General features: G+C 73.9%; 17 protein-coding genes. 9 read left to right on the top strand and 8 right to left on the bottom strand.

Annotated features, from left to right (window positions below):
* Window positions 1–66: 66 nt before the first annotated feature.
* The 3 genes from WMF33_RS02520 to WMF33_RS02510 all read right to left on the bottom strand — a co-directional run bounded on the left by WMF33_RS02520 (window position 67) and on the right by WMF33_RS02510 (window position 3,059).
* Entirely contained in the window at window positions 67–591 is a 525-nt protein-coding gene (locus WMF33_RS02520; protein ID WP_437317717.1) for a J domain-containing protein, read from the bottom strand.
* A 13-nt stretch (window positions 592–604) separates the two neighbouring features.
* A complete protein-coding gene (locus WMF33_RS02515) occupies window positions 605–1,825 on the bottom strand; it encodes a GNAT family N-acetyltransferase (RefSeq protein WP_437335649.1) in 1,221 nt (406 codons plus the stop codon).
* Between the two features lie 70 nt (window positions 1,826–1,895).
* Window positions 1,896–3,059, bottom strand: a complete 1,164-nt coding sequence (locus tag WMF33_RS02510; RefSeq protein ID WP_437335648.1) for an alpha/beta hydrolase — start codon at window positions 3,057–3,059, stop codon at window positions 1,896–1,898.
* Between the two features lie 334 nt (window positions 3,060–3,393).
* Here WMF33_RS02510 and WMF33_RS02505 point away from each other — a divergent pair, with 334 nt between their 5' ends.
* The 5 genes from WMF33_RS02505 (at window position 3,394) to WMF33_RS02485 (ending at window position 15,717) form a co-directional block, all read left to right on the top strand.
* Window positions 3,394–4,347 (top strand): hypothetical protein, encoded by a 954-nt coding sequence (locus WMF33_RS02505; RefSeq protein WP_437335647.1) that lies wholly within the window; start codon window positions 3,394–3,396, stop codon window positions 4,345–4,347.
* Window positions 4,348–4,359: 12 nt separating this feature from the next.
* Window positions 4,360–9,090, top strand: a complete 4,731-nt coding sequence (locus WMF33_RS02500; protein WP_437335646.1) for a sigma 54-interacting transcriptional regulator — start codon at window positions 4,360–4,362, stop codon at window positions 9,088–9,090.
* 145 nt (window positions 9,091–9,235) lie between these two features.
* Complete coding sequence (locus tag WMF33_RS02495) at window positions 9,236–9,586, top strand: hypothetical protein (RefSeq protein ID WP_437335645.1); 351 nt, start codon at window positions 9,236–9,238, stop codon at window positions 9,584–9,586.
* Between the two features lie 522 nt (window positions 9,587–10,108).
* Window positions 10,109–14,119: an RHS repeat-associated core domain-containing protein gene (locus tag WMF33_RS02490; RefSeq protein ID WP_437335644.1), complete on the top strand. Its 4,011-nt coding sequence runs from the start codon at window positions 10,109–10,111 to the stop codon at window positions 14,117–14,119.
* 1,094 nt (window positions 14,120–15,213) lie between these two features.
* Window positions 15,214–15,717 (top strand): hypothetical protein, encoded by a 504-nt coding sequence (locus WMF33_RS02485; RefSeq protein ID WP_437335643.1) that lies wholly within the window; start codon window positions 15,214–15,216, stop codon window positions 15,715–15,717.
* Between the two features lie 20 nt (window positions 15,718–15,737).
* On the opposite strand, the gene WMF33_RS02480 is transcribed toward WMF33_RS02485, so the two are convergent.
* From WMF33_RS02480 to WMF33_RS02470, 3 genes are all read right to left on the bottom strand, one after another.
* Window positions 15,738–17,384, bottom strand: coding sequence for a tetratricopeptide repeat protein (locus tag WMF33_RS02480; RefSeq protein WP_437335642.1), 1,647 nt, complete (start codon window positions 17,382–17,384; stop codon window positions 15,738–15,740).
* Between the two features lie 316 nt (window positions 17,385–17,700).
* Window positions 17,701–19,029, bottom strand: coding sequence for a LysM peptidoglycan-binding domain-containing protein (locus tag WMF33_RS02475; protein WP_437335641.1), 1,329 nt, complete (start codon window positions 19,027–19,029; stop codon window positions 17,701–17,703).
* On the bottom strand, window positions 19,026–19,433 hold the full coding sequence (locus WMF33_RS02470) for a hypothetical protein (RefSeq protein ID WP_437317709.1): 408 nt from the start codon (window positions 19,431–19,433) through the stop codon (window positions 19,026–19,028). The genes WMF33_RS02475 and WMF33_RS02470 overlap by 4 nt, the downstream gene beginning before the upstream one ends.
* 215 nt (window positions 19,434–19,648) lie before the next feature.
* Here WMF33_RS02470 and WMF33_RS02465 point away from each other — a divergent pair, with 215 nt between their 5' ends.
* From WMF33_RS02465 to WMF33_RS02450, 4 genes are all read left to right on the top strand, one after another.
* Window positions 19,649–20,170 carry a hypothetical protein gene (locus WMF33_RS02465; protein ID WP_437335640.1) on the top strand — a complete coding sequence of 174 codons (522 nt, stop codon included), beginning with the start codon at window positions 19,649–19,651 and terminating at the stop codon, window positions 20,168–20,170.
* Complete coding sequence (ruvA, locus tag WMF33_RS02460) at window positions 20,167–20,787, top strand: Holliday junction branch migration protein RuvA (protein ID WP_061627722.1); 621 nt, start codon at window positions 20,167–20,169, stop codon at window positions 20,785–20,787. Before WMF33_RS02465 ends, ruvA begins: the two co-directional genes overlap by 4 nt.
* Before the next feature lie 196 nt (window positions 20,788–20,983).
* Window positions 20,984–22,093 (top strand): FHA domain-containing protein, encoded by a 1,110-nt coding sequence (locus tag WMF33_RS02455; protein WP_437335639.1) that lies wholly within the window; start codon window positions 20,984–20,986, stop codon window positions 22,091–22,093.
* Between the two features lie 90 nt (window positions 22,094–22,183).
* Window positions 22,184–22,582 carry a (deoxy)nucleoside triphosphate pyrophosphohydrolase gene (locus WMF33_RS02450; protein WP_437317705.1) on the top strand — a complete coding sequence of 133 codons (399 nt, stop codon included), beginning with the start codon at window positions 22,184–22,186 and terminating at the stop codon, window positions 22,580–22,582.
* Between the two features lie 51 nt (window positions 22,583–22,633).
* Here the strand turns inward: WMF33_RS02450 and WMF33_RS02445 are convergent, their stop codons facing one another.
* Together WMF33_RS02445 and WMF33_RS02440 are read right to left on the bottom strand one after the other, a co-directional pair.
* Entirely contained in the window at window positions 22,634–23,716 is a 1,083-nt protein-coding gene (locus tag WMF33_RS02445; protein ID WP_437335638.1) for a FecCD family ABC transporter permease, read from the bottom strand.
* On the bottom strand, window positions 23,713–24,588 hold the full coding sequence (locus tag WMF33_RS02440; protein WP_437335637.1) for a type III pantothenate kinase: 876 nt from the start codon (window positions 24,586–24,588) through the stop codon (window positions 23,713–23,715). Before WMF33_RS02440 ends, WMF33_RS02445 begins: the two co-directional genes overlap by 4 nt.
* Window positions 24,589–24,628: the final 40 nt, after the last annotated feature.

The following is a 24,628-nucleotide window of genomic DNA, read 5'->3' as shown; positions in this document are numbered from 1 at the left end:
CACTCCGGTGCGCTGAGCACCGAAAACGTCGAGATGGGCCCGTATCCGAAGCGGGTGACCGCCGCTCTACGCCCGGCGCTTCGGGCGCGAGACCCTGGACATGGCCTCGTCGTGGGCCCACTTGACGCGCATGAACTCGCCGGCGTCGCCGCCGCGATCGGGGTGCGTGACCAGCGCGAGCCGGCGGAACGCCCGGCGGACCTCGGCCGCGCCGGCCGCCTCCGGGAGGCCGAGCACCGCGAACGGCGACACGCCGCGCGCGGACGCGGGCCGCGACGGGGCGCGCCGCGACGGCTCGGACGCGGGCGGCGGGGGCGCCTCCCGCCGCGCGCGCGGCTTGGGCCACGGGGGCTCGCCGCGCAGGATGCGCGTCCAGGCCGTCGCCCACGCCGGCTCGATCTCGACGAGCGGGCGCCCGGCGGCGCGCTCGGCCTGCGCCCTCGCCTCCTCCACGGTCCGCGCGCCGCCCTGGCTCGCGTCCGGCGGGCGGAACGGCTCGCGCGCGGGCTCGGCCGTCCACCAGGCGGCCCACAGGAAGCGGCGGCGGCGCGTCGGGGTCACCGCGTAGACGCCGCGGAGCGGGAGCGTCATCGGGGGCGGGCCCTCAGAAGATCTCGGGGCACCACGGCGCGCGCGCGGCGCGGAACAGCCGGTCCGCGCGCTCGACGGCGCCCTCGGAGAGCGCCTCGACCTGGCCGGCGTCGGCGAGGCACCGGAACGAGATGCCGCCGAGGTACGCCGAGCCGAGCGCCGCGACGTCGAGGCGGAGGTCCGGCGCCGCGCCGGTCCGCGCCGCGCGCCGCTCGCCGCCGTCGAGCCGGAACCGGCCGGCGTTCCAGGGGCAATCGCGGTCGGCGATCTCGAGCGTGAGCGCCTCGGCGCTGCCGTAGGCGCGCGCCGCGAGCGCGGCCTCGACGTCCACGATGCGCACCCAGATCCCGTCGCTCGCCGTGAGGCGCAGGCGCCGCGGCTCGACGAGGAGCAGGCCGAGCGGGTGATCCGGCGGCAGGAGGCTCGCCTCGATCCGCTGCGCCAGGTCGATGTCGAAGAGGTAGCGCCAGATGAGCCGGGTCCCGAGCGGCGTCGCGCCGATCGCCTCGATCACGCGGAGCGAGCCGACCGGAATGCTGGAAGCGTCCCACTTGTGGTGCATGCAGTAGAGCGCGTACGCCTCCGCGCGCCCGTCGACCTCGATGACGACGCGCTGGAGCGGGCCGCCCCCCTGGCGGGTGAAGTCGTTGTCGGCGAGCCGGCGGACCTGCCACCACACCTTCGAGCGCGCGAGCATCCCGGGGGCGAACGCGCGGGCGCGCTCCCAGACCGGCGCGAACGCCTCGATCGCCGCCGCCTCGTCGAGCAGCCGCGCCCGCCCCTCTGCGCCCGCCTCGTGGCGGAACGCGGCGCGATCCCGCTCGATCGAGATGGAGCACGCCTGGGACGCGATGCCGTAGCCGAAGCGGCCGTAGATGCCGCCCTCCGTGGCCCAGAGCGAGGAGATCGGCCGCCCCTCGGCCCGCGCGTCGTCGAGGTGCCGGCGGATGAGGCGCGTGAGGATGCCGCGGCGGCGGTGCGTCGGGTTCACCGCGACCATGGTGAGCCCGGCGACGGGCACCGCGCCGCCCGGGGTGGTCATCGTGAGCGCGAACGAGCCGGCGGCCCCGACGACCGACGCGCCCTCGTAGGCGCCGATGCGCGACGTGAGCTCCGGGAGGCGCTTCACGCCCTCGAGGCGCTCGGGGGTCGTGGGCATGCCGAACGCGGTGAGGATGGGCTGACGGAACTCGGCGTGCTGCTCGGCCGCCATCTGCCGGAGCTCGATATCCATGCGGGCACGATAGCAAAGGAGCCGCGCGCGCTGGCGCAGAAGCAAAGGAGCGGCGCGCGCCCGCGGCGGCCTACGCGCTCAGCCGCTCCCGCTCCCGCGCCGCCGCGCGCCGGATGCGCGTCTTCAGCCACGCCTCGATGAGCGGCCACACCGTGAGCGGCGCGTCCCTCCCGACCACGATGTCGAGATGTCCGCGCGGGAACTCGCGGTACGTTTTGTCCGAGGACCGGCTGAAATCGTAGGCCGGCTTCACGGACGCCGGCGGCGCGAGGTCGTCGTGCGCGCCGGCGACGACGAGGAGCGGCAGATCCAGGCCCTCGAACGCCTTGGCGTAGCCGAAGAGGCTCCCCATGTGCTGGCCGCTCTTCCGCGACGCCGCCGCGTCCAGGAACATGTTCCGCAGCACCGTGATGCTGCCGCTGTCCATCGCGAGCGACATGTGCTGCGTGAGCACGCGGGTCTCCATCGAGCCCGGGACGAACCCGCGGATCGGCAGCGGGAAGATCGGGCTCTCGATGAACGCGCGCACGAACCGGAACGGCTCCCCCCACGCCGACAGCGGCAGCGCCCCCTGCCCGAGCGGGACCCGCTGATCGACCGTCAGCATCAGCCGGCCGACCAGCTCGAGCACCCGCGACCCGTGCGTGAACAGGTAAGGGCTCCCGAGGGTGATGATCCCGCCGACCGCGTCGCCCATCGTCGGCGCCGTCGCGTAGCTGATGAGCCCCCCGAGCGAGTGCCCGATCAGGTACACCGGCCGCGGGCCCGAGATGCGCCGGACCTCCTCGATCGCCGCCGGCACGTCCTCGCGGACGAAATCGGTCACGTGACCCGGCCGCCGCGCGCCGAGGTGCCGCGACCGCCCGTGCCCGCGCAGATCCAGGTTGAAGACATCGAAGCCCGCCCGCGCCAGGTAGTTCGAGAAGCTGCGCGACGGCAGGTGCCAGATGTACCGGTTCTGGCCGTACCCGTGGATCAGCAGCACGCTCGCCACCGTGCTCCGCAGCCGCGCGCTGCGCTTCCGGATCATCGCGAGCGGCACGTCGTGCACCACCGGCTCCCGGTCGACCGTCGGGTCCTCCCCGCCCGGCGCGCGCGCCCCCTCGATCCCGCGGCTCGCCGGCGCGACCTCGACCGCCGTGCTGCGGACCCGCACCACCACGAGCTCCTTGATGAACCTGTCCCGCTCATCGCGGTCGACCGTCTGCTCGACCTGAGACTGATGCAGGATCATCCTTTCCGTCTATTGCGGATTATTTTGCCGTGCGCAACCTCGGGCCGACGCGCTTCGCGCGCCGGGGACGCCGGCACGGCGGCGTCGCCAGCGCCGGTGTCGCACGGCCGCCCAGGCCAGGGCGCGAGCGAGCGCGCTCGGGCACGCCCGGGTGGAAAAAGCTCTGCCTTGGGCGGTCCGCAGGCGTCACACCGCGCGGCGTCTCGTGTACCCTCCCCCTCGGCTGGTCCCCGGTGTACCGGGGCGCGCGGAGAACCGGAGCTTGGCCTCGGCGCGTTCGTTCCGTGCGTGCCCGGATCCGGCCTTGACCTTACGCATCGCTAGGTGACCTACAATGTACCACTTGAAGATGGGTCGGCTGCTCGCGGTCGGGGTGCCTGCCAGGGCCGCCGCGCTCGCCGCGTTGCTCGGCGCCGTGTGCTTCGCCGGGACGGCCCGCGCGCAGTCGAAGGACGGCGGCGGCAGCAATCCGGACGACGCCGTCGCCGCGGACGAGCAGGCCAAGGACGAGCAGGCCAAGGATGAGCAGGCCAAGGACGACAAGGCGCCCGCCGCGAAGGACGACGTGCCGGAAGCGCCGCCCGAGGTCGCGGACGACAACAGCCCGTTCGAGAAGGACGGCAAGGCCCACAAGTTCATCGGCCTCCGGCTCCGGAACGTCATCGTCCCGAAGTTCATGATCAACCTGTTCGCCGACGGCGGCGCGACGGTGAACGTGTTCATGATCGGCCCGGAGTTCACCTCGCGCAAGAACGGGCTCGAGATCGATCTCGCGCTGTCCTACGCCGATTACTCGATGGATCCCTTCCTCTTCAAGGGGAAGAACGACGACCAGTTCGCCTGGGAAATGGTGTCGAGCGACATGAAGCTCCTCTATTTCACGAGCGACCTCCTCTTCGACGTCCCCATCGACGACAAGGGCCGCTTCTCGCTCCTCGTCGGCGGCGGCGTCGGGCTCGGCCTCGTGTTCGGCGATCTCCACCGCGCCCAGGCGTACCCGGGCGCATCGGGGTCGAACCCGAGCCCCGACGACGTGAGCGCGTGGCGGAAGTGCTCCGGCGTGGGCGGCCCGGGCGGCGCCTACTGCGACGGCTCCAACAACCATTACGGCGATTACAGCGAGCCGAGCTGGGTCAACGGGGGCTCGAAGCCGTCGGTGTTCCCGTGGATCTCGTTCCCGCAGGTGAGCTTCCGGTACAAGCCGATCAAGCAGCTGCAGACGCGGCTCGACGCCGGATTCTCCATCACGGGCTTCTTCTTCGGGCTGTCCGCCGGATATGGCCTCTGATCGAGGGATCGCGTGACGTCACACCCGCTGTTCCCCCCGCGATATGAGCCGATCGGGACGCTCGGAAAGGGCGGCGGCGGCGAGGTGTGGGCGGTGCGCGACCGGATCACCGGCAAGGCGGTCGCGCTGAAGACGCTCGGCGAGGACGCGGACGAGCCGGAGGTGCTCGCGCTCGTCCGCGAGGCGGCGGCGCTGTCGGGCGTCGAGGGCCTGGGCGTGCCGCGCGTGCTTCGCTTCGGCCGGCTGCCCGCGTCGGGGCGGCCCTTCATGGTGCGCGAGCTCGTCGAGGGGACGAGCCTCGCCGACCTGCTCGCGCGCAAGGGCGACCTGGCCAGGCACCTCGCGGCCATCGCCGACGCGGCCGACCAGCTCACGCGCCTGCACCGCGCGCTCCTGCTGCACGGCGACGTGAAGCCCGCGAACATCATCGTCGGCGAAGGCGGGCGCGCCACGCTGGTCGACCTCGGCCTCGCCGCGCCGTTCCGCGACGACGGCTCGCGGCCCGTGGGCCTCACGCCCCGCTACGCCGCCCCCGAGCTCTTCAAGGGCGACCCGCTCACCGTCCGCGCCGAGGTGTTCGCGCTCGGCGCGACCCTCGCCGAGGCGCTCCGCCAGAGCGAGGGCGAGGGCGCGCGCGATCCGAAGGTCATAGGCGCGCTCCAGGAGGTCGTCGACCGGGCCACCGCCAAGGAGCCGAACGCGCGCTACCCGAGCGCGGATGAGCTCGCGAACGCGCTCCGGCGCGCCGCGCGGCTCCCCTGCGGGCCGAGCGAGGAGCCCGCCGGGCCCGCCGAGCCGGGCGCGCGGCCCGACGCCGGCGCGGGCGCGGTGGTCTGGCCGATCGTGGGGCTGGACGCGCCGTCCGGCCGGCTGCTCGCGCAGATCATGGCGCTGCCCGCGGGCTCCGGGCTCTCGATCGCCGGGCCGCCCGGGTCCGGGCGGAGCGCGCTGCTCCGGCGCATCGCGTGGTCGCTCGAGGTCGGCGGGTACGCCGTCGCGTGGGTCGAGGCAGCCCGCGTGGCCGACCCGCGCGGGGCGCTCGCGATCGAGCTGTCGGCGCACGATCTCGGCCGGGTGACGGCGCTCGTCGACGACGCCGATCGGCTCGGCGACGCGGAGATCGAGCGGCTCGACGAGGTCCGGAGGGCCGGCGGCAAGCTCGTGCTCGTGCTCGGGGACCCGCGGGAGCGCGCCGCCGACGGCGCCCCGGCGGCCGGCGCGCCCTCGCCCGGCCGCGCCGCCGACTTCGCCCGCGGGTTCCAGCGCTTCGAGATGGCGCCGCTCGACGAGCAGGTCGCCCGCGAGCTCGTGCAGCGCACCATCCTGTCGCTGAGCGACGCGGTGGCCGCGCACGTCGTCGCGCGCGCGGGCCGGTGGCCCGCGCGCATCCGGGAGATCGTCGCGCGCATCGCGCGCGCGCCCGTCGCGTCGACCGAGGACGTCGATCGGCTGCTCGAGGCGCCCCCCGCCTCGGGGGCGGCGGCGTCCGGGCCGGGCGGCGCCGGCGCCGAGGGCGCGGCGCTGCCGCCCGCGGAGATCCACCGGCTGCTCGACCGCGGCCACTTCGACGCGGCCGCGGAGGCGCTCGGCCGGCTCCAGGGCGACGGCTCGCCCGTCGTGGTGATCGCGCGCGCGCGGCTCGCCGTGAACCGCGGCGACACCGCGCGGGCGCTCGCGGAGCTCGCGCGCGCGAAGGACCAGGTCGAGGCCTCGGGCGATCGCGCGCAGGCGGCGTTCTGGTCGCTGCAGATGGCCCGGGCGCTGCTCCGCACCGGCGACTACGGCGAGGCGGAGCGCCGCGCGGGCGAGGCCGTCGAGCGGGTGGGCCCGGTCAAGCTCGAGGCGGAGCTCCCCGGCGAGCCGCGCCCCGAGCTCGCGACGGCCGCCGCGTTCGGCGCCTCGCCCGAGGCGATCGTCGCCGAGGCGGTGGCGACGCGCGGGCTCGCGCAGAGCTTCGCCTCGCGGCACGAGGACGCGAAGCGCACGCTGGAGCACGCGGTGCGGCTCGCGCGGCTCACGGGCGAGCCGCGGATCCTCTCGGTCGCGCTCGTCTCGCTCGCGTTCGCGCTCCAGCGGGACGACCGCCTCAGCGAGGCGAAGACCGTCTACGAGGAGGCGCTCACGGCGGCGGAGCAGGCCGGCGACGCGGGCACGCTCGCGACGACCCGCCTGAACCTCGCCGCGCTCACGAAGCTCCAGGGCGACCTCGGCGCGGCCATCCGCCACCTCGAGGCGGCCGTCGACCTGGGCCGGCGCTCGGGCCGCGTGACGACGATCCGGCAGGCGCTCCTCAACCTCGCGAACCTCGACCTCTACCTCGGGCGGCTCGCGCGCGCCCGGGTGTCGCTCGACGCGCTCGCGGCGCAGCGCGCGGATCTCGCGCCGCAGCAGCACGCCCAGCTGCTCGCGCTCGAGGCGGAGCACGCGGCGCGCTCCGGCGACCTCGAGCAGGCCGAGCGGCTCTGCCTGGAGTGCGCCGAGGCGTACGAGGCGATGGGCCGGCGGATCGACGGGGTCGAGGCGCGGCTCGAGCGCGTGCTCTTCGCGGTGGCGCGCGCCGGCGCGGACCCGCTTGCGCTCGGCGAGGAGATCGACGTGGCGGCGGAGCGCCTCGGGACGACCGGCGCCCACCGGGCGCTGCTCGCGCTCGCGCGCGGGCGCGTCGCGGCGCTCGCGCGCGACGAGCGGCGGGCCCGGGCGGCGTACGACGAGGCGCTCGAGGCGGCGCGCGCGGCGGGCCAGCGCGACTGGATCTGGCGCGCGCTCGAGGCGCGGGCGCAGCTCGAGACGGAGCGCGGGCACCTCATCCGGGCGCGCCACGACCGCGAGGAGGCGCTGATCACGCTGGAGGAGATCGCCTCCAAGCTGCCGCGCGACCTCCGGGAGGTCTTCTGGAACGACGCGCGCCGCAAGGAGATCCGGGCGGCGGCGATGCTCGAGCTGATGAGCAGCCGCACGGTGCCGTTCGCCCAGCCGGGCGCGGCGCCGGCGCCCGGCGCGGCGCCCGCGCAGGGCGCGGCGTCCCAGGCCGCCACGCCGCCGCCGGGCGAGGACCGGCTGGCGCGGGTGCTCGAGATCAACCGGGAGATCGCGGGCGAGCACGACCTCACGCGCCTGCTCGCGAAGGTGACCGATCACGCGATCGCGCTGCTCCAGGCGGAGCGCGGGTTCATCATCCTGCAGCGGCCGCCGCGCGGCGAGCCGCCGCCCGCCGCGGGCGAGGGCGCGGTCGATCTCTCGATCCACGCCTCGCGCGACCAGGCCGGGGACGATCCGCACGCGCGCTTCTCCAGCTCGATCGCCGAGCGGGTGATCTCCACGGGCGAGCCGGTCGTGACCGCGAGCGCGCGGGACGACGCGCGCATGAGCGATTACGTCTCGGTCCACCAGCTCATGCTGCAGTCGGTCGCCTGCGTGCCGATCCGGCAGCGGAGCGGGCAGGTGATCGGCGCGCTCTACCTGGAGACGCGCCTGAGCGCGGCGGCGAAGTTCGAGGCCGAGCTCCCCACGCTGACGGCGCTGGCCGACCAGGTGGCGATCGCGATCGAGACCGCGCGCCTCGTCGGCGAGAACGAGCGCCGCGCCCGGGAGCTGGAGCGCGCGAACGAGGAGCTGCGCGCCGCGCGCGCGAAGCTGGAGGAGCTCCTCGGCCACCGCACCGCGCAGCTCGCCGCGACGCGGCGGGATCTGCGCTCGGCGCGCGCGGTGATCCGCGGCCATTTCGGCTACGAGGGCCTGGTCGGCACGAGCGAGGCGATGCGCCGCGTGTACGCGCTGATCGACCGGGTGAAGGACACGGACATCCCGATCCTCATCACGGGCGAGAGCGGGACGGGCAAGGAGGTCGTCGCGCGGACGATCCACAACGCGAGCCCGCGGGCGAAGAAGCCGTTCGTCGGCGTCAACTGCGGCGCGATCCCGGAGCACCTCTTGGAGAGCGAGCTCTTCGGGCACATGCGCGGCGCGTTCACGGGCGCCGATCGCGACCGCAAGGGGCTCTTCCGCGAGGTGACCGGCGGGACGATCCTCCTCGACGAGATCGGGGAGATGCCGCAGAAGATGCAGGCCGGCCTGCTGCGGGTGCTGCAGGAGAAGGTCGTCCGCCCGGTCGGCGGCGCGCGCGAGGAGCCGGTGGACGCGCGGGTCATCGCGGCGACGCACCGGGATCTCGCCGACATGGTCTCGCGCGGCACGTTCCGCGAGGACCTCTATTACCGGCTGCACGTCGTCGAGGTGCGGGTCCCGTCGCTGCGCCAGCGGATCGAGGACATCCCGCTGCTCATCGACTACTTCCTCGGGATCTTCGCCGCGCGCTACGGCCGGGATCGCCGCAGCGTCTCGCGCGCCGCGCTGAAGCGGCTGTCGGCGTACAGCTGGCCCGGCAACGTGCGGCAGCTCGAGAACGTGCTGCTCAACGCGTGGGTCTTGTCAGACCGCCCCGAGCTGGAGAGCGACGACTTCGAGCTCCCCGACGCGGCGCCGCGGTCGCTCCGTGGCGCCGAGGCCCCGCCCCCGTCGCGCGCGCCGCTCGGCGGCGGGGCTCCAGCGAGCGCCGGCCGGGCCCCGCCGTCGAGCGAGCCTCTCCGCGTCGAGACGTCGCTCGACGCGCACAAGGCGAGCGAGCGCGAGCGGATCCTGGTGGCGCTGTCGAGCTGCAACTGGAACCGGGTGAAGGCGGCGCAGGTCGTTGGCTTGCCGCGCCGGACGTTCTACCGGCGCCTGAAGGAGTACGGGATCCAGTGAGCGCTCGCCGCCGCGCCCCGGGCGCCGGCGGGGTGGGGCGGCGCGCGCTGCGGTCTTGCCGGGCCGCGCGCGCGAGGGCACGCTTGTGCCGCGCGGAGCGGGCGCGCCCTGCCGGCGCGCCACCCCGAGACGCGCGCAGGATCCCGTGAGCGATCGATCGAACCTCGCAGCCTCCATCGACGGTGCGCCCCTCCCGGACGAGGAGGCGCGCGATCTCTGGACGCGCTTCAGCCGGTACATGGATGAGCATCGCGGCGACATGGCGGGCTTCGCGCGCGAGAACGGCTACGTCAGCGTGACGCCGACCTTCGATCGCGGGCGCGCGCTGCTCGTGGTCCGGACGACGGAGGCGCCGCCGGAGAAGCCCGCGCCGCGCGGAGGTGGCGGGGGCGAGCCGGGGCCGCGCGGCGGCGGCAAGCCGGGGCCGCGCGGTGGCGGGGGCAGGCCGGGGCCGCGCGGCGGCGGCAAGCCGGCGCGCGGCAGGCGACGGCGCTGAGCGCTCTCCGGGCGCGCCCGCCGTGCGATGCGTCGAATCGCGGCAGGCGGGGCTCGGCCCCTGCGTCGGCGAGCGCTCGCGGGGGCCCGGTGCAGGTAAGGGGGACCGCCGCCGGCGTGCAGCGCCCGGTGGGGGGACCGCCGCCGGCGTGCAGCGCCCGGTGGGGGGACCGCCGCCGGCGTGCAGCGCCCGGTGGGGGGACCGCCGCCGGCGTGCAGCGCCCGGTGGGGGGACCGCCGCCGGCGTGCAGCGCCGCGTGGGGGGACCGCCGCCGACGTGCAGCGCCGCGTGGGGGGACCGCCGCCGACGTGCAGCGCCGCGTGGGGGCCCGATTTGAACATCAAGGCGGGAAGAAAAGATCAATGTTCTTCCTACCTTCCCGCCTTCATGGGAATCACTCCGGGGCAAATTGGGCCCCCACCCAGCAGCCGCGTGGGGGACGCGCTGCGGAACCGCCGCCGAGGACCGTGGAGGAGCTGCGCGCGGCTTGCCGTAAGCGCGCCTGCCGCCGAGCATGCCCTCATGGCACGAACGGCCCCCTTTCCGAACGCAATGGTGATCCCCGGCATGAACCCCGGCGTCTTCATCCTGGGCGGCGGCGGGGCCGGCGGCGGGGGCAACGGCCGCGGGGGCAATGGCCGCGGCGATGGGCAGGGCGACGGCGGCAAGAACGGAGGCACCGGCGCGCGCGGCGGCGGCAAGGACGCGGGGAGCTGCGGGCCGGGCAGCGGCGGCGGCTGCCCCAACCCCGCGCACGGCAGCGGAGGCGGCACGCACGCCGGCGATCCGGTCGATCCGATCACCGGGCGCGTCTACACGGTCGCGGACGCCGACCTGGCGCTGCCCGGCACGATCCCGCTCGTGATCAGGCGGAGCTACAGCTCCGCGCTCGTCGAGGAAGACGTCGGCCTCGGCTTCGGCTGGACGCACTCCCTGGCCTGGCAGGTCGAGGAACGGCGCCGTGGGCTGCGGGTGCTCGAGCCGCACGCGGCGCCGACGGAGCTGCCGAGAAAGCTCGATCCGGGCGCATCGGCGCGGCTGCCGTGCGGCGTGCTGACCCGGTACCCGTGGGGCTACGCGCTCGCCGCGGGCGGGCTGGCGTACCTCCTCGCCGAAGCGCGGGGCAGCCGGTGGCTGCTGAGCCGGATCGTCGATCTGCACGACAACCTGATCGAGCTGTCGTACGAGGACGGCCGGCTCGCGCACGTGATCGACAGCGTGGGCCGCGTCGTGCGCGCGCGGCGGCACAAGGACGGCCGCATCGCCGCCTTCGAGGTCAAGAACGCCACGGCGCAAGGGCGCTGGGAAGCGCGGCGGCGCTACGCGTTCGACGCGCGCGGAGACCTCGTCGCGGCCGAGGACGCCGCGGGGCACGCGCACCGCTTCGCCTACGACGAGGACCACCGCCTGCTGCGGCGCGAGGAGCCGGGCGGGCTCGTCGCGGAGTTCCGCTACAAGGACGGGCGATGCGTCGAGGCATGGTGCCATCGCGACGGCAACGACGCGCTCGACGAGGAGGTGCCGGCGGTCTTGCGCGACGGGTCGCCGGCGAGGGGGTTCCTGCACGTCAAGATCGACCGCCACGACGGCGCGCTCACCGAGGTGATCACGTCGCGCGCCGTCCGGCGCATCGACGGCAACGTCTTCGGCAAGCTCGACAGGATGGTCTGGGGCGGCGGCAGCGGCGTGCACACGTTCCGCTACGACGGCGCGGGTGCGCTGCTCGAGTACGAAGACGCGCTGGGGCAGGTGTTCCGCTGGGAGCGGGACGCCGACGGGCGGCTCCTGGCCGAGGTCGACCCGATGGGCAACACGACCCACGTCGAGCACGACGCGCGCGGCTTCGTCTCGGCCGTGACCGACGCGCTCGGCGGCACCGCGCGCTACGAGCGCGACGCGCGCGGCAGCGTGGTCGCCGTCCACGACGACGCGGGCTTCGTGGTGGGCTTCGCGTACGACAGCCGCGGCCTGCTCGTCGGCGCCACCCTGCCGAACGGCGGCGAGACGCGCATGGAGGTCGACGCGCTCGCGAACCGCGTACGCGTGGTCGAGCCCGACGGCGCCGAGCGGCGCATCCGCTACGATTTCCTCGGCCGCGTCGTGGGCTTCACCGACGAGGCCGGCCACGAGACGCGCTATGCCTACGACGCGTGCGGCCGGCTCTGCGCCGTGTTCGGGCCCGGCGGCGCGGTGACGCGCCACGACTTCGACGCCGATGGCAATCTGGCGAAGATCACCGACGCCGACGGGCGCACCACGACGCTGCGCTGGGGCGGCTTCCATGTCGTCACCGAGCTCGTACGGCCCGACGGAACCAGGGTGCTCTACCGCTACGACCGCGAGCAGGACCTGGTGCGCATCGTCAACGAGGCGGGCGACGAGCACCGGATCCAGCGCGACGGCGAGGGGCGCATCACCGGCGAGCGGACCTTCGATGGCCGGGAGATCGCCTACCGGCTCGACCTGCTGGGCAGGATCGCGCAGATGCGGTGCGGCCCCGCCACGGTCGATTTCGAGTACGACGCCGTCGGGAGGCTCGTCAAGCGCGCCACCTCCGACGGACGAGAGGATGTGTTCGACTACGATCCGCTCGGCAGGCTCGAGCGCGCCGCGAGCGGCGATGTGGAGTGCGTGTACTCCTACGATCGGCGCGGGCGGGTGCTCACGGAGGTGACGAGGCGGGGCGGCGAGGAGCTCGCGGCGTTCGCGTGGACCTACGACGCCATGGGCAAGGCCATCGGCGTGCGCGGGCCGGGCGGCGAGGTGGCCGTGCAGCGCGACGTCGTGGGTCGGCCCGTCGCCGCGCTTGTGGGCGATGAGCGCGAGCCGCTGCGGCTCGCCTACGATGCTCGGGGCTTCGAGGTCGAGCGGGTCCTGCCCGGCGGCGGCACGATCGCGACCGAGGTGAACGCCGACCGGCTGCTCGCGCGGCAGACCGTGCTCGGCAAGCCCGCCACGCCGCGGATCCGGCCCGGCGAGCCGCCGTGGGTCGGGCCGCTCGTGTCGCCCGCGACGTGGCGCAGGACGTACGCGTGGTCGCCCGCGGGGCTGCTGCGCGCGGCTCAGGACCGCGGCGGCGCGGCGGGGGAGCTGTTCCGCGACGCGAACGGCCGCGTCGTCGAGCGGCGCAGGGCGGGCAAGGCGGCGGAGCGGTTCCGGTTCACGACGACGGGCGACGTGGAGCGAGCGGGCGAGCGGCGGACGTATGGGCCGGGGGGGCGGTTGACGGCGCGCGCGGCGGGACGAGAGACCGTGCGGTACGAGCATGGCGAGCGGGGCGACGTGGTGCGGAAGCGCGTGACCGGATCGGGCGCCGCCGGCGAGCAGGAACGCGAGCGCGTGTGGGCCTATGCATGGAGCGGCGACGGACGGCTGATGGAGGCACGGACGCCGGAGGGGCGCACGATCGCGTTCGCGTACGACGCGTTCGGCCGCAGAATCGAGAAGCGCGTGGCGCGGATGGGAGAGGTGGAGAGCGTGACGCGCTACGCGTGGCGCGGCGACGCGCTGGTGCACGAGCGCCTCGAGCGGCCGGACGGCACGGGCGCGCGCATCGTCGAGGAGCGCAGCTACGTCACGCTGCCGGAGAGCGCGCTGCCGCTCGCGCAGCGGGACGGCGCGGCGGGGGCGCTCCGGTACTTCGTCCACGGGGTGAACGGGTTTCCGGAGGCGCTGGTCGAGGGGGACGGCAGCGTGGCGGCGGAGCTCGGGGCGGGGCTCTACGGCGAGGTGCCGGCGGAGCACGCGGCGCTCACGCCGCTCAGGTTTCCGGGACAGTACGCCGATGAGGAGACCGGGCTCTACTACAACGGGCACAGGTACTACGACCCGGAGACGGGCACGTACCTGAGCCCGGAGCCGATCGGGCTCGAGGGGAGCCTCAAGGCGTATGCTTACGTCGATAACTGGCCGACAGAGCTGGTCGATCCGGATGCATTGGCAAAGATGCATACGGAGGTGGCTGGAACCTACACCGGCAAGAACGGCAAAGCAGGCTCCCTGACGCGCGAAGCGCACTCCGGCCAAGCCCAACGCGAGAGGCTGCACCCTGCGGTGCAAGCAGCGGTACCTCCCACGCCAGCACGACCGCCGGGGAGCGCGGGCAACCCCGAGGATTGTTCAGAGCCGAAGGCGCTCAGTGATTATCTTAATCGCTGGGAGGAGAAAACGGGAAAAAGCTGCCATCCAGACGACCCAAACTGGCAGAACCATCTCCAGGAGGCTCTGGGCGGCATCGAGAGCATAAAATCCTACAAGGGAAGCGACAAGGACAGCCTCGAGCAAGCTTGCCCCAATTGCACGCAAACCATCGCTCGTTTATGGAGTCTGGCTGGGCTACCGCCCCCTGGCAGCAAAGTACCCGGAGGAGGAACGAGATTTGCGCCGGCGGATCCCAAGTGGAACCCCGCATGGTCACCCGGCAAGAGCGATGCCCAGTCTCCTACCACCAAGGGGACATACAAAGACAAGGATGGAAACGTTGTTCAGCCGGGAGCCTGGCATCATGATGGCAGCGGGTGGGTGAAGCTGTGACCCGTGAGTGGTCCTCCTTTGTGCGCGACGCCCTCGCGCGGGCGTCTGTCGTTGCCGACGTCAGCCCGCATGATGATTCACCCACGCATGCGATGGATCGCGAGCTCATCGAGCTCACCGGACATCGCGGCTTCCCCATTGTCCGCGGTGTGGCGCTCGGGCAGCCGGCTGCGCTAAAATCAGGCGGCACAGGTGTCGTCCGTTCTCGGAACGACGGCTACTTTCAGCTATCGGCGTGGTGCGACCGCCTCGGCCCAGTGTACCTGAGCGCCGAGGATTGGCGGGGCTACTTGGAGTTTATTGTACGGGCGGACGGCTACGAATCCTGGTGGCCGATTCTGCGCGTGAACGGGCCCGAACGAGCCCTCGCAGCGCGTCTTGGCCTCGCACCCCTGGTCCCGTCCGGCGACGGGTATGCGGGAGCAGGTGTGACTCTCTTCCGTGGTCTGCTCGTAGCACGCTCAGTGGATGCTCTCCGCAGCGCAGCAGCGTCATGCGGAGAGTGTGGGTTGTGCGTACGGGTCGAGGTTGGCCCAGAGCTAAGAACGAGCTTCACACACACCATCGACGCACCTCAAGCGTCACATCATCCCGTGTACACATGGGAAAACACGATGTGCTCTTCTCGACTATGGATCGGCCAGTCCCGCGTCTCTCAGATGACCTCGGCCATTGGGAGCGACATCGAGGCGATCGAATTCACTCAAGATACGAGGACGCGGCATCGCCTTCCTATCCCTCAAATCGGCTCACCTCGGCTGCATTGGTATTTAAGCAAGCACAGCGCGGTGCGAGCTCCGGTCGCGATCGCATCCGTTCACCAGACGGCGACGAGCGGACCAGACTCGGCCCTCGGCGATCTGAACAGCCTGTTCCTGTATCCCAATGAATCCGCCTCGACCCCGTACCTCTGGCTTGGGCTCCTCGAGCGATCGTCCCTCGATCCTGGCACCGCACGCCAGCTCGACTTCGAGGGGAGGAGAGGGTTTCCGACCAGCTCCAGCAGCCGATCGACTATCGAGCTGCGTCACTGGCCCCATTGGTCTTGGCGAGGGCTCGACCTGATCTCAGTGGGAGGCTGGAGCGATTGGAGGATGGTCTTCTGGGGAAGCGCCGCTGGCGTCTGGACGTACGCGTACCTGCCTGAGCGAATGAGCTTCGAGGCGGGGGAAGTCCTCACCTGGCTCGAGACACTGGCGTTCGAAGAACAGCTGGAGGAGAGCGGACAGCTCCGTGAAGAATTCGCCTTCCCGTTGCGATCTAGAAGATACGCAGATGCACTCGTTCGTCAGCTCCATCTGCGACGTATGGACGAGTGCAGCGATCACCGCGTCACGAGCTACGTAGGTGATGGGCTCTGGCTGCGGCAGCTCTCACCGCCACTTGGAAGATCATTTCTAGTCCTGAGGAGCGACAGCGTCGCGCGAGCCGTTGACATCATCAACGGAGCGAAAGAGTACATTGCAAAGCCTCCGACGATCTCGGTCAGCAATTGGAGCCCCAACCGAGAGAGCCTTATCGAAGCCCTGCGCACGTACGGGCTTCGTACCGCGACATCAGCACGCTTGTGGTGGTCAGACTTTCGCCACGTGAAGTAGAACCTCTGCCCTTCGGCCTCTCAAAACCTCTCTCGCTCGAACCGCCCCGGGCTGATGGGCACCCGGGAGTCGCGCGTGGCGCCCTCCTCCGGGCGCGCCGTGATCCGGCCGGAGAGGACCGCCTCCGCCAGCTCGCGGACCTCGGGGCTCGTCGCGCGATCGGCGCGCGCGAGCGCCTGCTCGGCTGCGGCGCGGGCCTCGGCCGCGCGGCCCGCGAGCGCGTGCGTCCGCGCGATCTCGGCGAGCGTCGCGGAGAGCTCCGCGGCGTTGCCCGAGACGTCCAGGAGCCGCTTCGCGCTCAGGTACAGCGCCAGCGCCGCGCCGAGATCCCCCTGGATGCGCGAGAGATCGCCGCGCGCCCGGAGCACCCCCGCCTGCCCCGCGCCGTCCTCGAGCACCTCGAACAGCGCGAGCGCCTGCTCGTAGTCCGAGAGCGCGTCCTCCAGATCCGACGCGTCGGCCGCCGCGACGCCCACGAGCTCGGCCACCAGCTCGAACTGCTTGCGGCGGAGATCGCCCCGCGCCTTGAGCGTCGCGGCCTGGCCGCGGCGCTCGAAGCCGGTGCGGAACAGCGCGAGCGCCCGGTCGTAGTCGCGCACCGCGTCCACGAGGTCCTCCTGCAGCGAGCGCATGTCCCCGCGCGCCTTCAGCACGGCGGCCTGCCCCAGCACGTCGCGCGTCGCCGTGAACAGCTCGAGCGCCTGATCGTAATCCCGCTCGGCGCCCGCGAGGTCCTCCTGCCGGGTCCGCAGATCGCCGCGCGCCTTGAGCACGCCGGCATGGCCGAGGTGGTCCTCGGTGGCCTGGTACAGCGTGAGCGCCCAGTCGTAGTCGCGCGCCGCGCCCGTCATGTTGTCCTGGCCGAGCCGCATGTCGCCGCGCGCCTTCAGCACGCTGGCCTGCCCGCTCCGATCCCCCGCGCCCTGGAACAGCGCGAGCGCGGTGCTGTAGTCGCGCGCCGCGCCCGGCAGGTTGCGGAGGCGGACGCGCAGATCGCCGCGCGACTTGAGCGCCCGCGCGTGCGCCGGGCCGTGCGGGCGGGCGCGGGGCGACTCCGTCGGCCCCGCGCCGTCGGCGTCGGGGGCGGCCGCCCCGGCGCGCGGCTTGAGCGGCTCGCGATCGCCGAGCTGCAGGAAGAGCTGGATGGCCAGATCGTAGTCGCAGACCGCGCCGCCGAGATCGCCCTCCTCGGCGCGCGCGAAGCCCCGCGCCCGCAACGCCTCCCCCTCCCCCGCGCGGTCGCCCGCGGCCTGGAACAGCGCGAGCGCCTCGTCGTAGTCGCGCGCCGCCTGCACGGGGACGCCCTCCCGCAGGCGCAGCGCGCCGCGATCCATGAGCACCTGGGCCTGGCCGAGCCCGTCGCCCGCGGCCTGGAACAGCGCGATCGCCTCGTCGTAATCGCGCGCGGCGCTCGCGTAGTCGTTGCGCCGGAGCAGCAGGTTGCCGCGCTCGCGCAGCGCGTGGCCGCGCGCCTCCGGCGCCGTGCCGGCGAGGCTCGGGGGCGCGCCGCTCGATCGGGGGGCCCGCACCGCGCCCTCGCCGAGCACCTCGGACAGCGATCCGCTCTTCGGGGCGCAGCGATCCGACGCGCTCTCGAACGAGCGCTGCGTGGCAGGCTCTCCATCCACGCCCTTCAGCTCGGACTGGGCTTCTGCGCGGCGACGCATGATAGACGGAACATCATACCGCGACCGCGCCCCCCTCGTGGAGACATTGCGCCGACGCCCGCGCGTCGATGCACATTCCGACTCCGCGCCTTCCTCGCCCTCCACGCCTCCACGTACACGCGTCCGCGCGTCGCCGTACATTTCCGCGATGGCGCTTTTCGTCGCGGTCAGCGCGGCCCTCGACCCCGCCGTCCGGGTCGCGAGCCGCAGCGCGGCGACGCCCCGACTGTGCCGCCGCGCACCGCCGCGGTTCGCTCGCCCACGCAGGCGACGGCGACGCGGCGGCCCGACCTCGCCAGGCCCCGCGCCGCGGCGGTCAGAGGCCCTTGCGCGAGACGAGCACCGCGTCCCGCTCGACCTCGTACATCGCGCTCGTCACGAGCGCCGCGGCCGTGCGCTCGCGCACGTTGAGCACGCGCAGCTCGGCGTAGGTCTCGTCCGGGAGCAGCTCCTCATCGACGCCGAACTTCGGCGCGTCGACCTGCGCCGGCCGCTCGTCCTGCACCCGCGGCCGGAGCGTCGCCAGCTTGCCGGCGCCCCCGAGCTGCTGCACCCAGCGATCGCCGCGCCGGACCGCGAAGAAGCGCTGCCCCGGCTTCACCCCGTCCTTCTCGCCCTTGTCGATGAACACCACCTGGTGCTGCCCGAACAGCTGGTAGGGATAGATCGCCGCGATGATCCGCGCCTCGAGGTCCGCGTCGGCGCTCGCCGGCGGCACCACGTCGAAGCGGCGCGCCACCGAGCCGACCCGGTCCCCGCGCTCGACCACGTCGAGCGACTCGATGAGCCGCGCGCGCACCATGTGCGTCTTCGGGTTGTAGCGATCGACGCGCGCGGTGCCGCGCACGGTCACGAGCTCGCCCTTGTCGTCGCCGCCGCTCTTCACCTTCTTGATCTCGCGGAAGATCGTGAGCTCCTGGCCGATCGCGACCTCGTGGTCGCCCGAGAGGCGGAGGTAGACGTCGTCGCCCTCGCTGAGGAGCATCTGGTCGTCGGGGCTGGCGACGAGCTCCCCCCACGTGTCCTTCTTCACGTCGTCGACCCAGCCGAGGTCGCGCAGGAAGATCGTCTTCGCCGGCACCCGCCCCCCGCGGCCCGCCTTGGTCAAGCCGAGCCCGATGCTGCCGCGGGTCGGGGCCTCGTTCGGGTCGCGGAGCCGGATCCGGTCGCCCGGGTAGATCCAGTGCGGGTTCTGGAGCTGCGGGTTCAGCGCCCAGACCTGCGGCCAGGCGTAAGGGTTCGTGTAGTACCTGCCCGAGATGTCCCAGAGCGTGTCGCCGCGCCGCACCGAGTGCGACTCGGGCACGAACTGCCCCTCGACGACGTAGCTCCCGTTCGCGCCGCCCCGCACCGAGGCGGGGCCCTCGCTGCGGCGGCCCAGATCGAAGCCGTCCGACGCGCGGGACGTGTCCGTGGTGCCGCGCGAGCTCGAGGGCAGGTGGGCGTTCGGATCGAACCCCGGCTGCGGGTAGCCCGGCACCACGACCTGCGTCTCGACGGTCGGCTGGGCCGGCGGGAGCTGGACCACGGTGACGCCCGGCCCGGCGCCCTCCTCGCCCCCCTGCTCCTGAGCGAGCGCCAGCGGCGCCGCCGCGGCGAGCGCCAGGGAGACCGGGACCAGCGTTGCCTTCGGGTGGAACTTCATCGCTTGCGCCTCGACGGGGTGGAGGGTGGCGGGCTCGGCGGCGGCGAGCCGCCCGGCGGCTCGTCGATCACGACGCCGTTCGCGGTCGAGCGGAGCACCGGCGGCCGCGCGCCGTCGTCCTCCGGCGCGAGCCGCACGACCTCGAGGTCGGGCCTGTCCAGCTCCTCCGGGGAGGCGGCGCGCGGCTCGGCCTCGTCCGGGCGCGCGGCGACGCGCGGGGCGACCCGCGCGCGCTCCAGCGAGCCCACCCGGTCCGCGAGCACGGCGTTGTCCGCGCGCACCCGGACGAGCTCCGCGCGCAGCTCGGCGAGCTGCTGTTCGACCGCGTCCCGCCCCCCGCCGCACCCGGCGGCGAGCGCGGCGAGCGCGAGCCCCATCGAGCCGATGCCCAGGCCAATCCTCATGCAGCGCCCAGCCTACCCGCCGCCGCGCCGGCCGGCCAAACGCACGGCGATCTCCGCGCGGCGCGCGGCCGCCTCGACGCTTCCCGCCCGCCGCGCCCGGGCGACGCGCGCTCCGTAACGCGCTCCAGCGCGCTCCAACGCCCTGCGCGACGTCGCGCGTTACGGAGCGCGCGCAGTTCTGCTAGGGTCGCGCCCCGAGGATCGAGCTGCGAGGGGTGAACGTGCGGAAATTCTTCTTGATTTTCCTGATCGCGGCGGCGAGCGCCGCGTGCGGCGGCGGCGACGACGGCCCGGGGCCCGCGGAGACCGCGTGCTTCGACTACAGCAAGTTCGACGGGGCGACCCCCGAGGTGAGCTTCGCGACCGACGTCCTCCCCGTCTTCCAGCGGTCCTGCTCGTTCAGCTCGACCTGCCACGGCGCCGAGGCCGGCTCGGCCGGGTTCGCCTACCTCGGCCCGGCGGTGAGCGAGCAGGCCACGCCGGCGCAGATCGACGCGATCGTGGCCCAGAACGTCGGCGTCGCGTCGCGCGCGCCGTCCGGGATGCCGCGGATCGCGGCCGGCGACCCCGCGCACAGCTTCCTCATGCACAAGCTCGACGACACCCTGAGCTGCGGGGACCTCGAGTGCGCCCCCGACCAGTGCGGCGCCCCGATGCCCTACACCGGCGACACCCTGCCCGCGGCGGAGCGCGACGCCATCCGCCGGTGGATCCAGCAAGGGGCCAAGGTCAATTGATCGGCCGGCTCTCCGGCCACGTCGTGGAAGAGGGCGACGAGGGCACGGTGGTGCTCGACGTCGCCGGGGTCGGCTACGAGGTGACGGTCCCGCTCGGCGCCGTGGGGCGCGCGCGCGGCCTCGCCGCGCCATCCGGCTCGGACGCGATCACCCTGTTCGTCCACACCCACGTGCGCGAGGACGCGCTCCTCCTCTACGGCTTCGCGACCCGCGAGGACCGGGCGGCGTTCCGCGTGCTCATCGGCATCTCCAGCATCGGCCCGAAGATCGCGGTGGCCATCCTCAGCGCGCTCGGCGCGGGGGAGCTCGCCGCGGTCATCGCCCGCCGGGAGACCGCGCGCCTCACCGCCATCCCCGGCGTCGGCAAGAAGACCGCCGAGCGGCTCGTCCTCGAGCTGAAGGACAAGCTCGTCAACCTCCCCTCGGCCGCGCCCTCCGCCGCGGCCCCGCCGCCCGCGGCCGCCGGCGCGAAGCAGGACCTCCTGCACAGCGCGCTCACCCGCATGGGCTACCGGCCGGCCGAGGCCGAACGGGCCGTCGCCGCCCTCGGCGCGCGCGTCGACAGCGCCCCGCTCGGAGATCTCGTGCGCGACGCGCTCGCGCTCCTGTCCAAGTGAGCGCCGCGCAGGGGCGCGCCGCCGGCGAGGCGAGCCGGCGGCCCCGCCGGGCCCAGCCGCCCGCCGCCCGCGCGCGCCGCCGGCCGCCCGCGCATGAAGGAGCGACAGACTGTCGACAGAGGGCGGCCGCGGCGAATATGCTCCCGCCGCCGTTCGCCTTGAGACCCTGTCCGGTCGCTCGTTGTGAGGAGGCCTGGTGATCACCTGTCCGAAGTGCTCCAAGGAAAATCAGGACCATTACAAGTTCTGCCTCGGCTGCGGCGCCGAGTTGCCTCGCGACGTTGCGCCGAAGAAGTTCGCGGCGGGCACCCCGCCCCACGGCGTGCCGGCGGCCTCGCGTTCGAACCAGCCCTACGGCGATGAGCCGACCGCCATCGGCACCGGCGCCCAGAAGGGCCCCGCGGTCGCGCCCCCGCCGCCCGCGCTCATCGATCCGGCGGCGTTCGCCACGCCCGTCCGCGGCGAGGACACCGGCACGAGCAGGAAGGCCGCGGCCGCCGCCGCGCAGCCGGCTTCGCCCGCGGCGTCGGCCGGCGCGGGGACGGTCGTCTGCCCGCAGTGCCAGGAGCCCAACCCGCCGTCGAACAAGTTCTGCGCGCTCTGCGGCTTCAAGCTCGTCAAGCCGGCGGGCGCCTCGGTGCAGCCGCCCGCGCCGGTCGTGTCCACGTCGGGCGCCGCGAACGTCGTGCTGACCGCGCTCCGCGCCGACGGCACCGAGGCCGGCTCGTACACCCTGCCCGCGAACCCCACGACCGTGGGGCGCGACGCGGGCGCGATCTTCGGCGGCGACAGCTACCTCTCCCCGCGCCACGCGACGTTCTCGATCAAGGGCGGGCGCCTCTTCGTCAAGGACGAGAGCTCGCTGAACGGCGTCTACCGCAGGCTGCGCAGGGACACGCCGGTGCAGCTCGAGAACGGCGACGTCTTCCGCATCGGCCAGGAGATCGTCCGCGTCGAGTCGCTCACCCCCGCGCCCGCGACGCCCGACGGGGTCGAGCGGCTCGGCAGCCCCTCGAAGGGCTACGTCGCGCGCCTGGCGCTGATCATCGGCAGGGACGCGACCGGCAACGCGTTCCCCGTCCCCGACACCGGCCTGCACCTCGGGCGCGAGCGCGGCGACATCCTCTTCCCCGAGGACGGCTACGTCTCCGGGCTCCACTGCCAGATCTCGCTCCAGGGCGGCCGGCTGTTCCTCACGGACCTCGGCAGCTCGAACGGCACCTTCCTCCGCGTCCTCGGCGAGACCGAGATCTCCGGGGGCGACATCCTGCTCATGGGCCAGCAGCTGTTCCGCGTGAGCGTGTGAGGCCACGCGGCCCGAGCTCCCAGGACACGCCCGTCCCGCTCGCACAACCCCACGCCCCGTCGTACGCTGGGCATCCCTGAGGCACTCGCCATGGAAATGGTCCGCACCATCCGCGTGGTCGCCGCCGTGATCGAACAGGACGGCCGATACCTCATCACCCAGCGCCGCCCGACCGCCGTGCTGCCGATGCTCTGGGAGTTCCCCGGCGGGCGCGTGGAAGAGTCCGAGACCGACGCGGCCGCGCTGAAGCGCGAGGTCCGGCACCGGCTCGGCGTCGAGATCGAGGTGGGCCAGCTGATCTCGTTCGTGAGCCACCCGTACGAGCGCTACATCGTCGACCTGTACCTCTACGAGTGTCACATCAAGAGCGGCGAGCTCGCCTCGCTGGCGGTGAACGCGTTCCGGTGGGTCACGAGCGCCGAGTTCGATCGCTACCCGTTCACGCCGGCCGACGAGGCCAGCATGAACAAGCTCCTCGGCATGGCCTGACGCGCCCGCGGCGGCCGAGCGTCGCGCTCGCGGCGGCCCGGCGCGCCGCCCTCACAGGCGCGGCGAGCGCCGGAGGAGCGCGAGGAACAGCGGCCCGCCGAGGACCGCGGTCACCGCGCCGACGGGCGGCTCCGTGCCGAGCCACCGGAACGAGAGGCGCGCGAGGAGGTCGCACGTCGTCAGCAGCACCGCGCCGGCGACCAGCGACAGCGGCAGCAGCCGCCGGTGATCCGCGCCGGCCAGCCGGCGGACCGCGTGCGGGACGATGAGCCCGACGAAGCCGATGAGGCCGGTCCGGCTGACGATCGCGCCGACCACGCACGAGGACGCGAAGAAGATCCGGCGCTCGACGGCGCGCACGTCGACGCCCAGGGTCCCGGCCGACTCGTCGCCGAGCGAGAGGAGGTTCAGGCGCGCGGCGTCGGCGAGGAGCACCGCGCAGCCGACGGCGACGTAGGCGGCGACGCCGAGGAGCACCGAGGCGGTGGGCAGCTCGACGAAGCCGATGAGCCACCGGAGCAGCTGCTGGGAGCGCGAGGGGGAGACGATCGTCTTGAGGAACGTGATGAGGCCGGCGGCGATGGAGTTCACGATCACGCCGGCGAGGAGCATCGAGGCGCCGGAGGTGCCCTCGGCCGCGCCGCGGGCGATGGCGTAGACGAGCACCGTCGCGACGAGGCCGCCGGCGAGCGCCGCCGCGGGCAGGAGCGTGGCGCCGAGGACGGTCGCCGAGCCGACGCCGAGCGCGATCGCGAGCGCGGCGCCGAGCGCGGCGCCGCCGGAGACGCCGAGCACGTACGGCTCGGCGAGCGGGTTGCGGAGCAGCGCCTGGAACGCGGCGCCCACGGCCGCGAGGCCGGCGCCGGAGATGGCCGCGAGGAGCACGCGCGGCAGGCGCACGTCGAGGAGGAGCGTCCGGTCGAGGCCCGGGCCCGCGAGGGCGCGCTCGACCGAGACGGGCTCGGCGCCGAGCAGAACGGCGAGGAGGAGCGCGAGGGCGAGCGCCGCGGGCGCCGCGGCGAGGGCGAGCGCGCGCGCGGGCCGAGATGCGCGGCCGGGCGCGGGCGCCGCGGCGGGGGCGAGCGCGGGCGCGCCCGCGGGCCGAGAAGCGCGGCCGGGCGCGGGCGCCGTCAACCCTGGCCGCCTCCGCCCGCCGCGGTCGGGTGCGGGGACGGCCCGCCGCCGCGCTCGGCGTTCCGCTCGTAGATGAGGCGCAGCCCGGTGAGCGTCAGGTCGTCGTCGACCACCTCGATGGTCTCGGTCTGCGGCGCGATGAGCCGCGCCAGGCCGCCCGTGGCGATGACCCGGCACGGGTAGCCGAGCTCCCGCCGGAGGCGGTTCACGAGCCCGTCGACGAGCCCCGCGTAGCCGTACACGATGCCCGACTGCATCGAGTGGACGGGGTTGCGGCCGACGACCCGGGGCGGGAGCGCGATCTCCACGCGGGACAGCCGCGCGGCGCGGGAGAAGAGCGCCTCGGCGCTGATCTGGATGCCCGGCGCGATGACGCCGCCCAGGTACTCGCCCTTCGGGGTCACGCAGTCGAAGGTCGTCGCCGTGCCGAAGTCGACGACGATGACGCCGGAGGCGGCGTGATCGCCCCGGCCGGGCTCGGGCGGCGGCGCGGGCTCGGGCGACCGCTTCATCCACTCGTGCGCCGCGACCGCGTTGACGATCCGGTCGGCGCCGACCTCGCGCGGGTTCTCGTAGAGGATGGCCATGCCGGTCTTGATGCCCGGGCCCACGACGAGCGGCTCGATGCCGAAGGCCCGCTCGACGAGCCCCACCATCGTGTCGGTCAGCGTCGGCACGACGCTCGCGATGATCGCGCTGTCGATGCGGGCGAGGTCGACGCGGCGGAGGTCGAGCATCTGCCGGACGAGCACCGCGTACTCGTCCGCGGTGCGCGAGCGCGCGCTCTCGCAGCGGAGGTGGTGCCGCAGCGCCTCGCCCTCCAGCACCCCGAAGCTGATGTTCGTGTTCCCGACGTCGATGGCGAGCAGCATGCTGGCTGGACTCTAGCGCCGCGCGCTGGAAATCACGGAG

The sequence above is a fragment of the Sorangium sp. So ce394 genome (assembly GCF_051474665.1).
GTDB classification, from domain to species: domain Bacteria; phylum Myxococcota_A; class Polyangia; order Polyangiales; family Polyangiaceae; genus Sorangium; species Sorangium cellulosum_D.
Note: the sequence above shows the minus strand (reverse complement) of the source record. Positions and strands in the feature narration are given on the sequence as shown.

Bases quoted from the DNA above. Each gene is read 5' to 3' on its own strand.
- WMF33_RS02520 (WP_437317717.1), bottom strand. From the start codon at position 591: ATGACGCTCCCGCTCCGCGGCGTCTACGCGGTGACCCCGACGCGCCGC.
- WMF33_RS02515 (WP_437335649.1), bottom strand. From the start codon at position 1,825: ATGGATATCGAGCTCCGGCAGATGGCGGCCGAGCAGCACGCCGAGTTC.
- WMF33_RS02510 (WP_437335648.1), bottom strand. From the start codon at position 3,059: ATGATCCTGCATCAGTCTCAGGTCGAGCAGACGGTCGACCGCGATGAG.
- WMF33_RS02505 (WP_437335647.1), top strand. From the start codon at position 3,394: ATGTACCACTTGAAGATGGGTCGGCTGCTCGCGGTCGGGGTGCCTGCC.
- WMF33_RS02490 (WP_437335644.1), top strand. From the start codon at position 10,109: ATGGCACGAACGGCCCCCTTTCCGAACGCAATGGTGATCCCCGGCATG.
- WMF33_RS02485 (WP_437335643.1), top strand. From the start codon at position 15,214: ATGGTCTTCTGGGGAAGCGCCGCTGGCGTCTGGACGTACGCGTACCTG.
- WMF33_RS02480 (WP_437335642.1), bottom strand. From the start codon at position 17,384: ATGCGTCGCCGCGCAGAAGCCCAGTCCGAGCTGAAGGGCGTGGATGGA.
- WMF33_RS02475 (WP_437335641.1), bottom strand. From the start codon at position 19,029: ATGAAGTTCCACCCGAAGGCAACGCTGGTCCCGGTCTCCCTGGCGCTC.
- WMF33_RS02470 (WP_437317709.1), bottom strand. From the start codon at position 19,433: ATGAGGATTGGCCTGGGCATCGGCTCGATGGGGCTCGCGCTCGCCGCG.
- WMF33_RS02450 (WP_437317705.1), top strand. From the start codon at position 22,184: ATGGAAATGGTCCGCACCATCCGCGTGGTCGCCGCCGTGATCGAACAG.
- WMF33_RS02440 (WP_437335637.1), bottom strand. From the start codon at position 24,588: ATGCTGCTCGCCATCGACGTCGGGAACACGAACATCAGCTTCGGGGTG.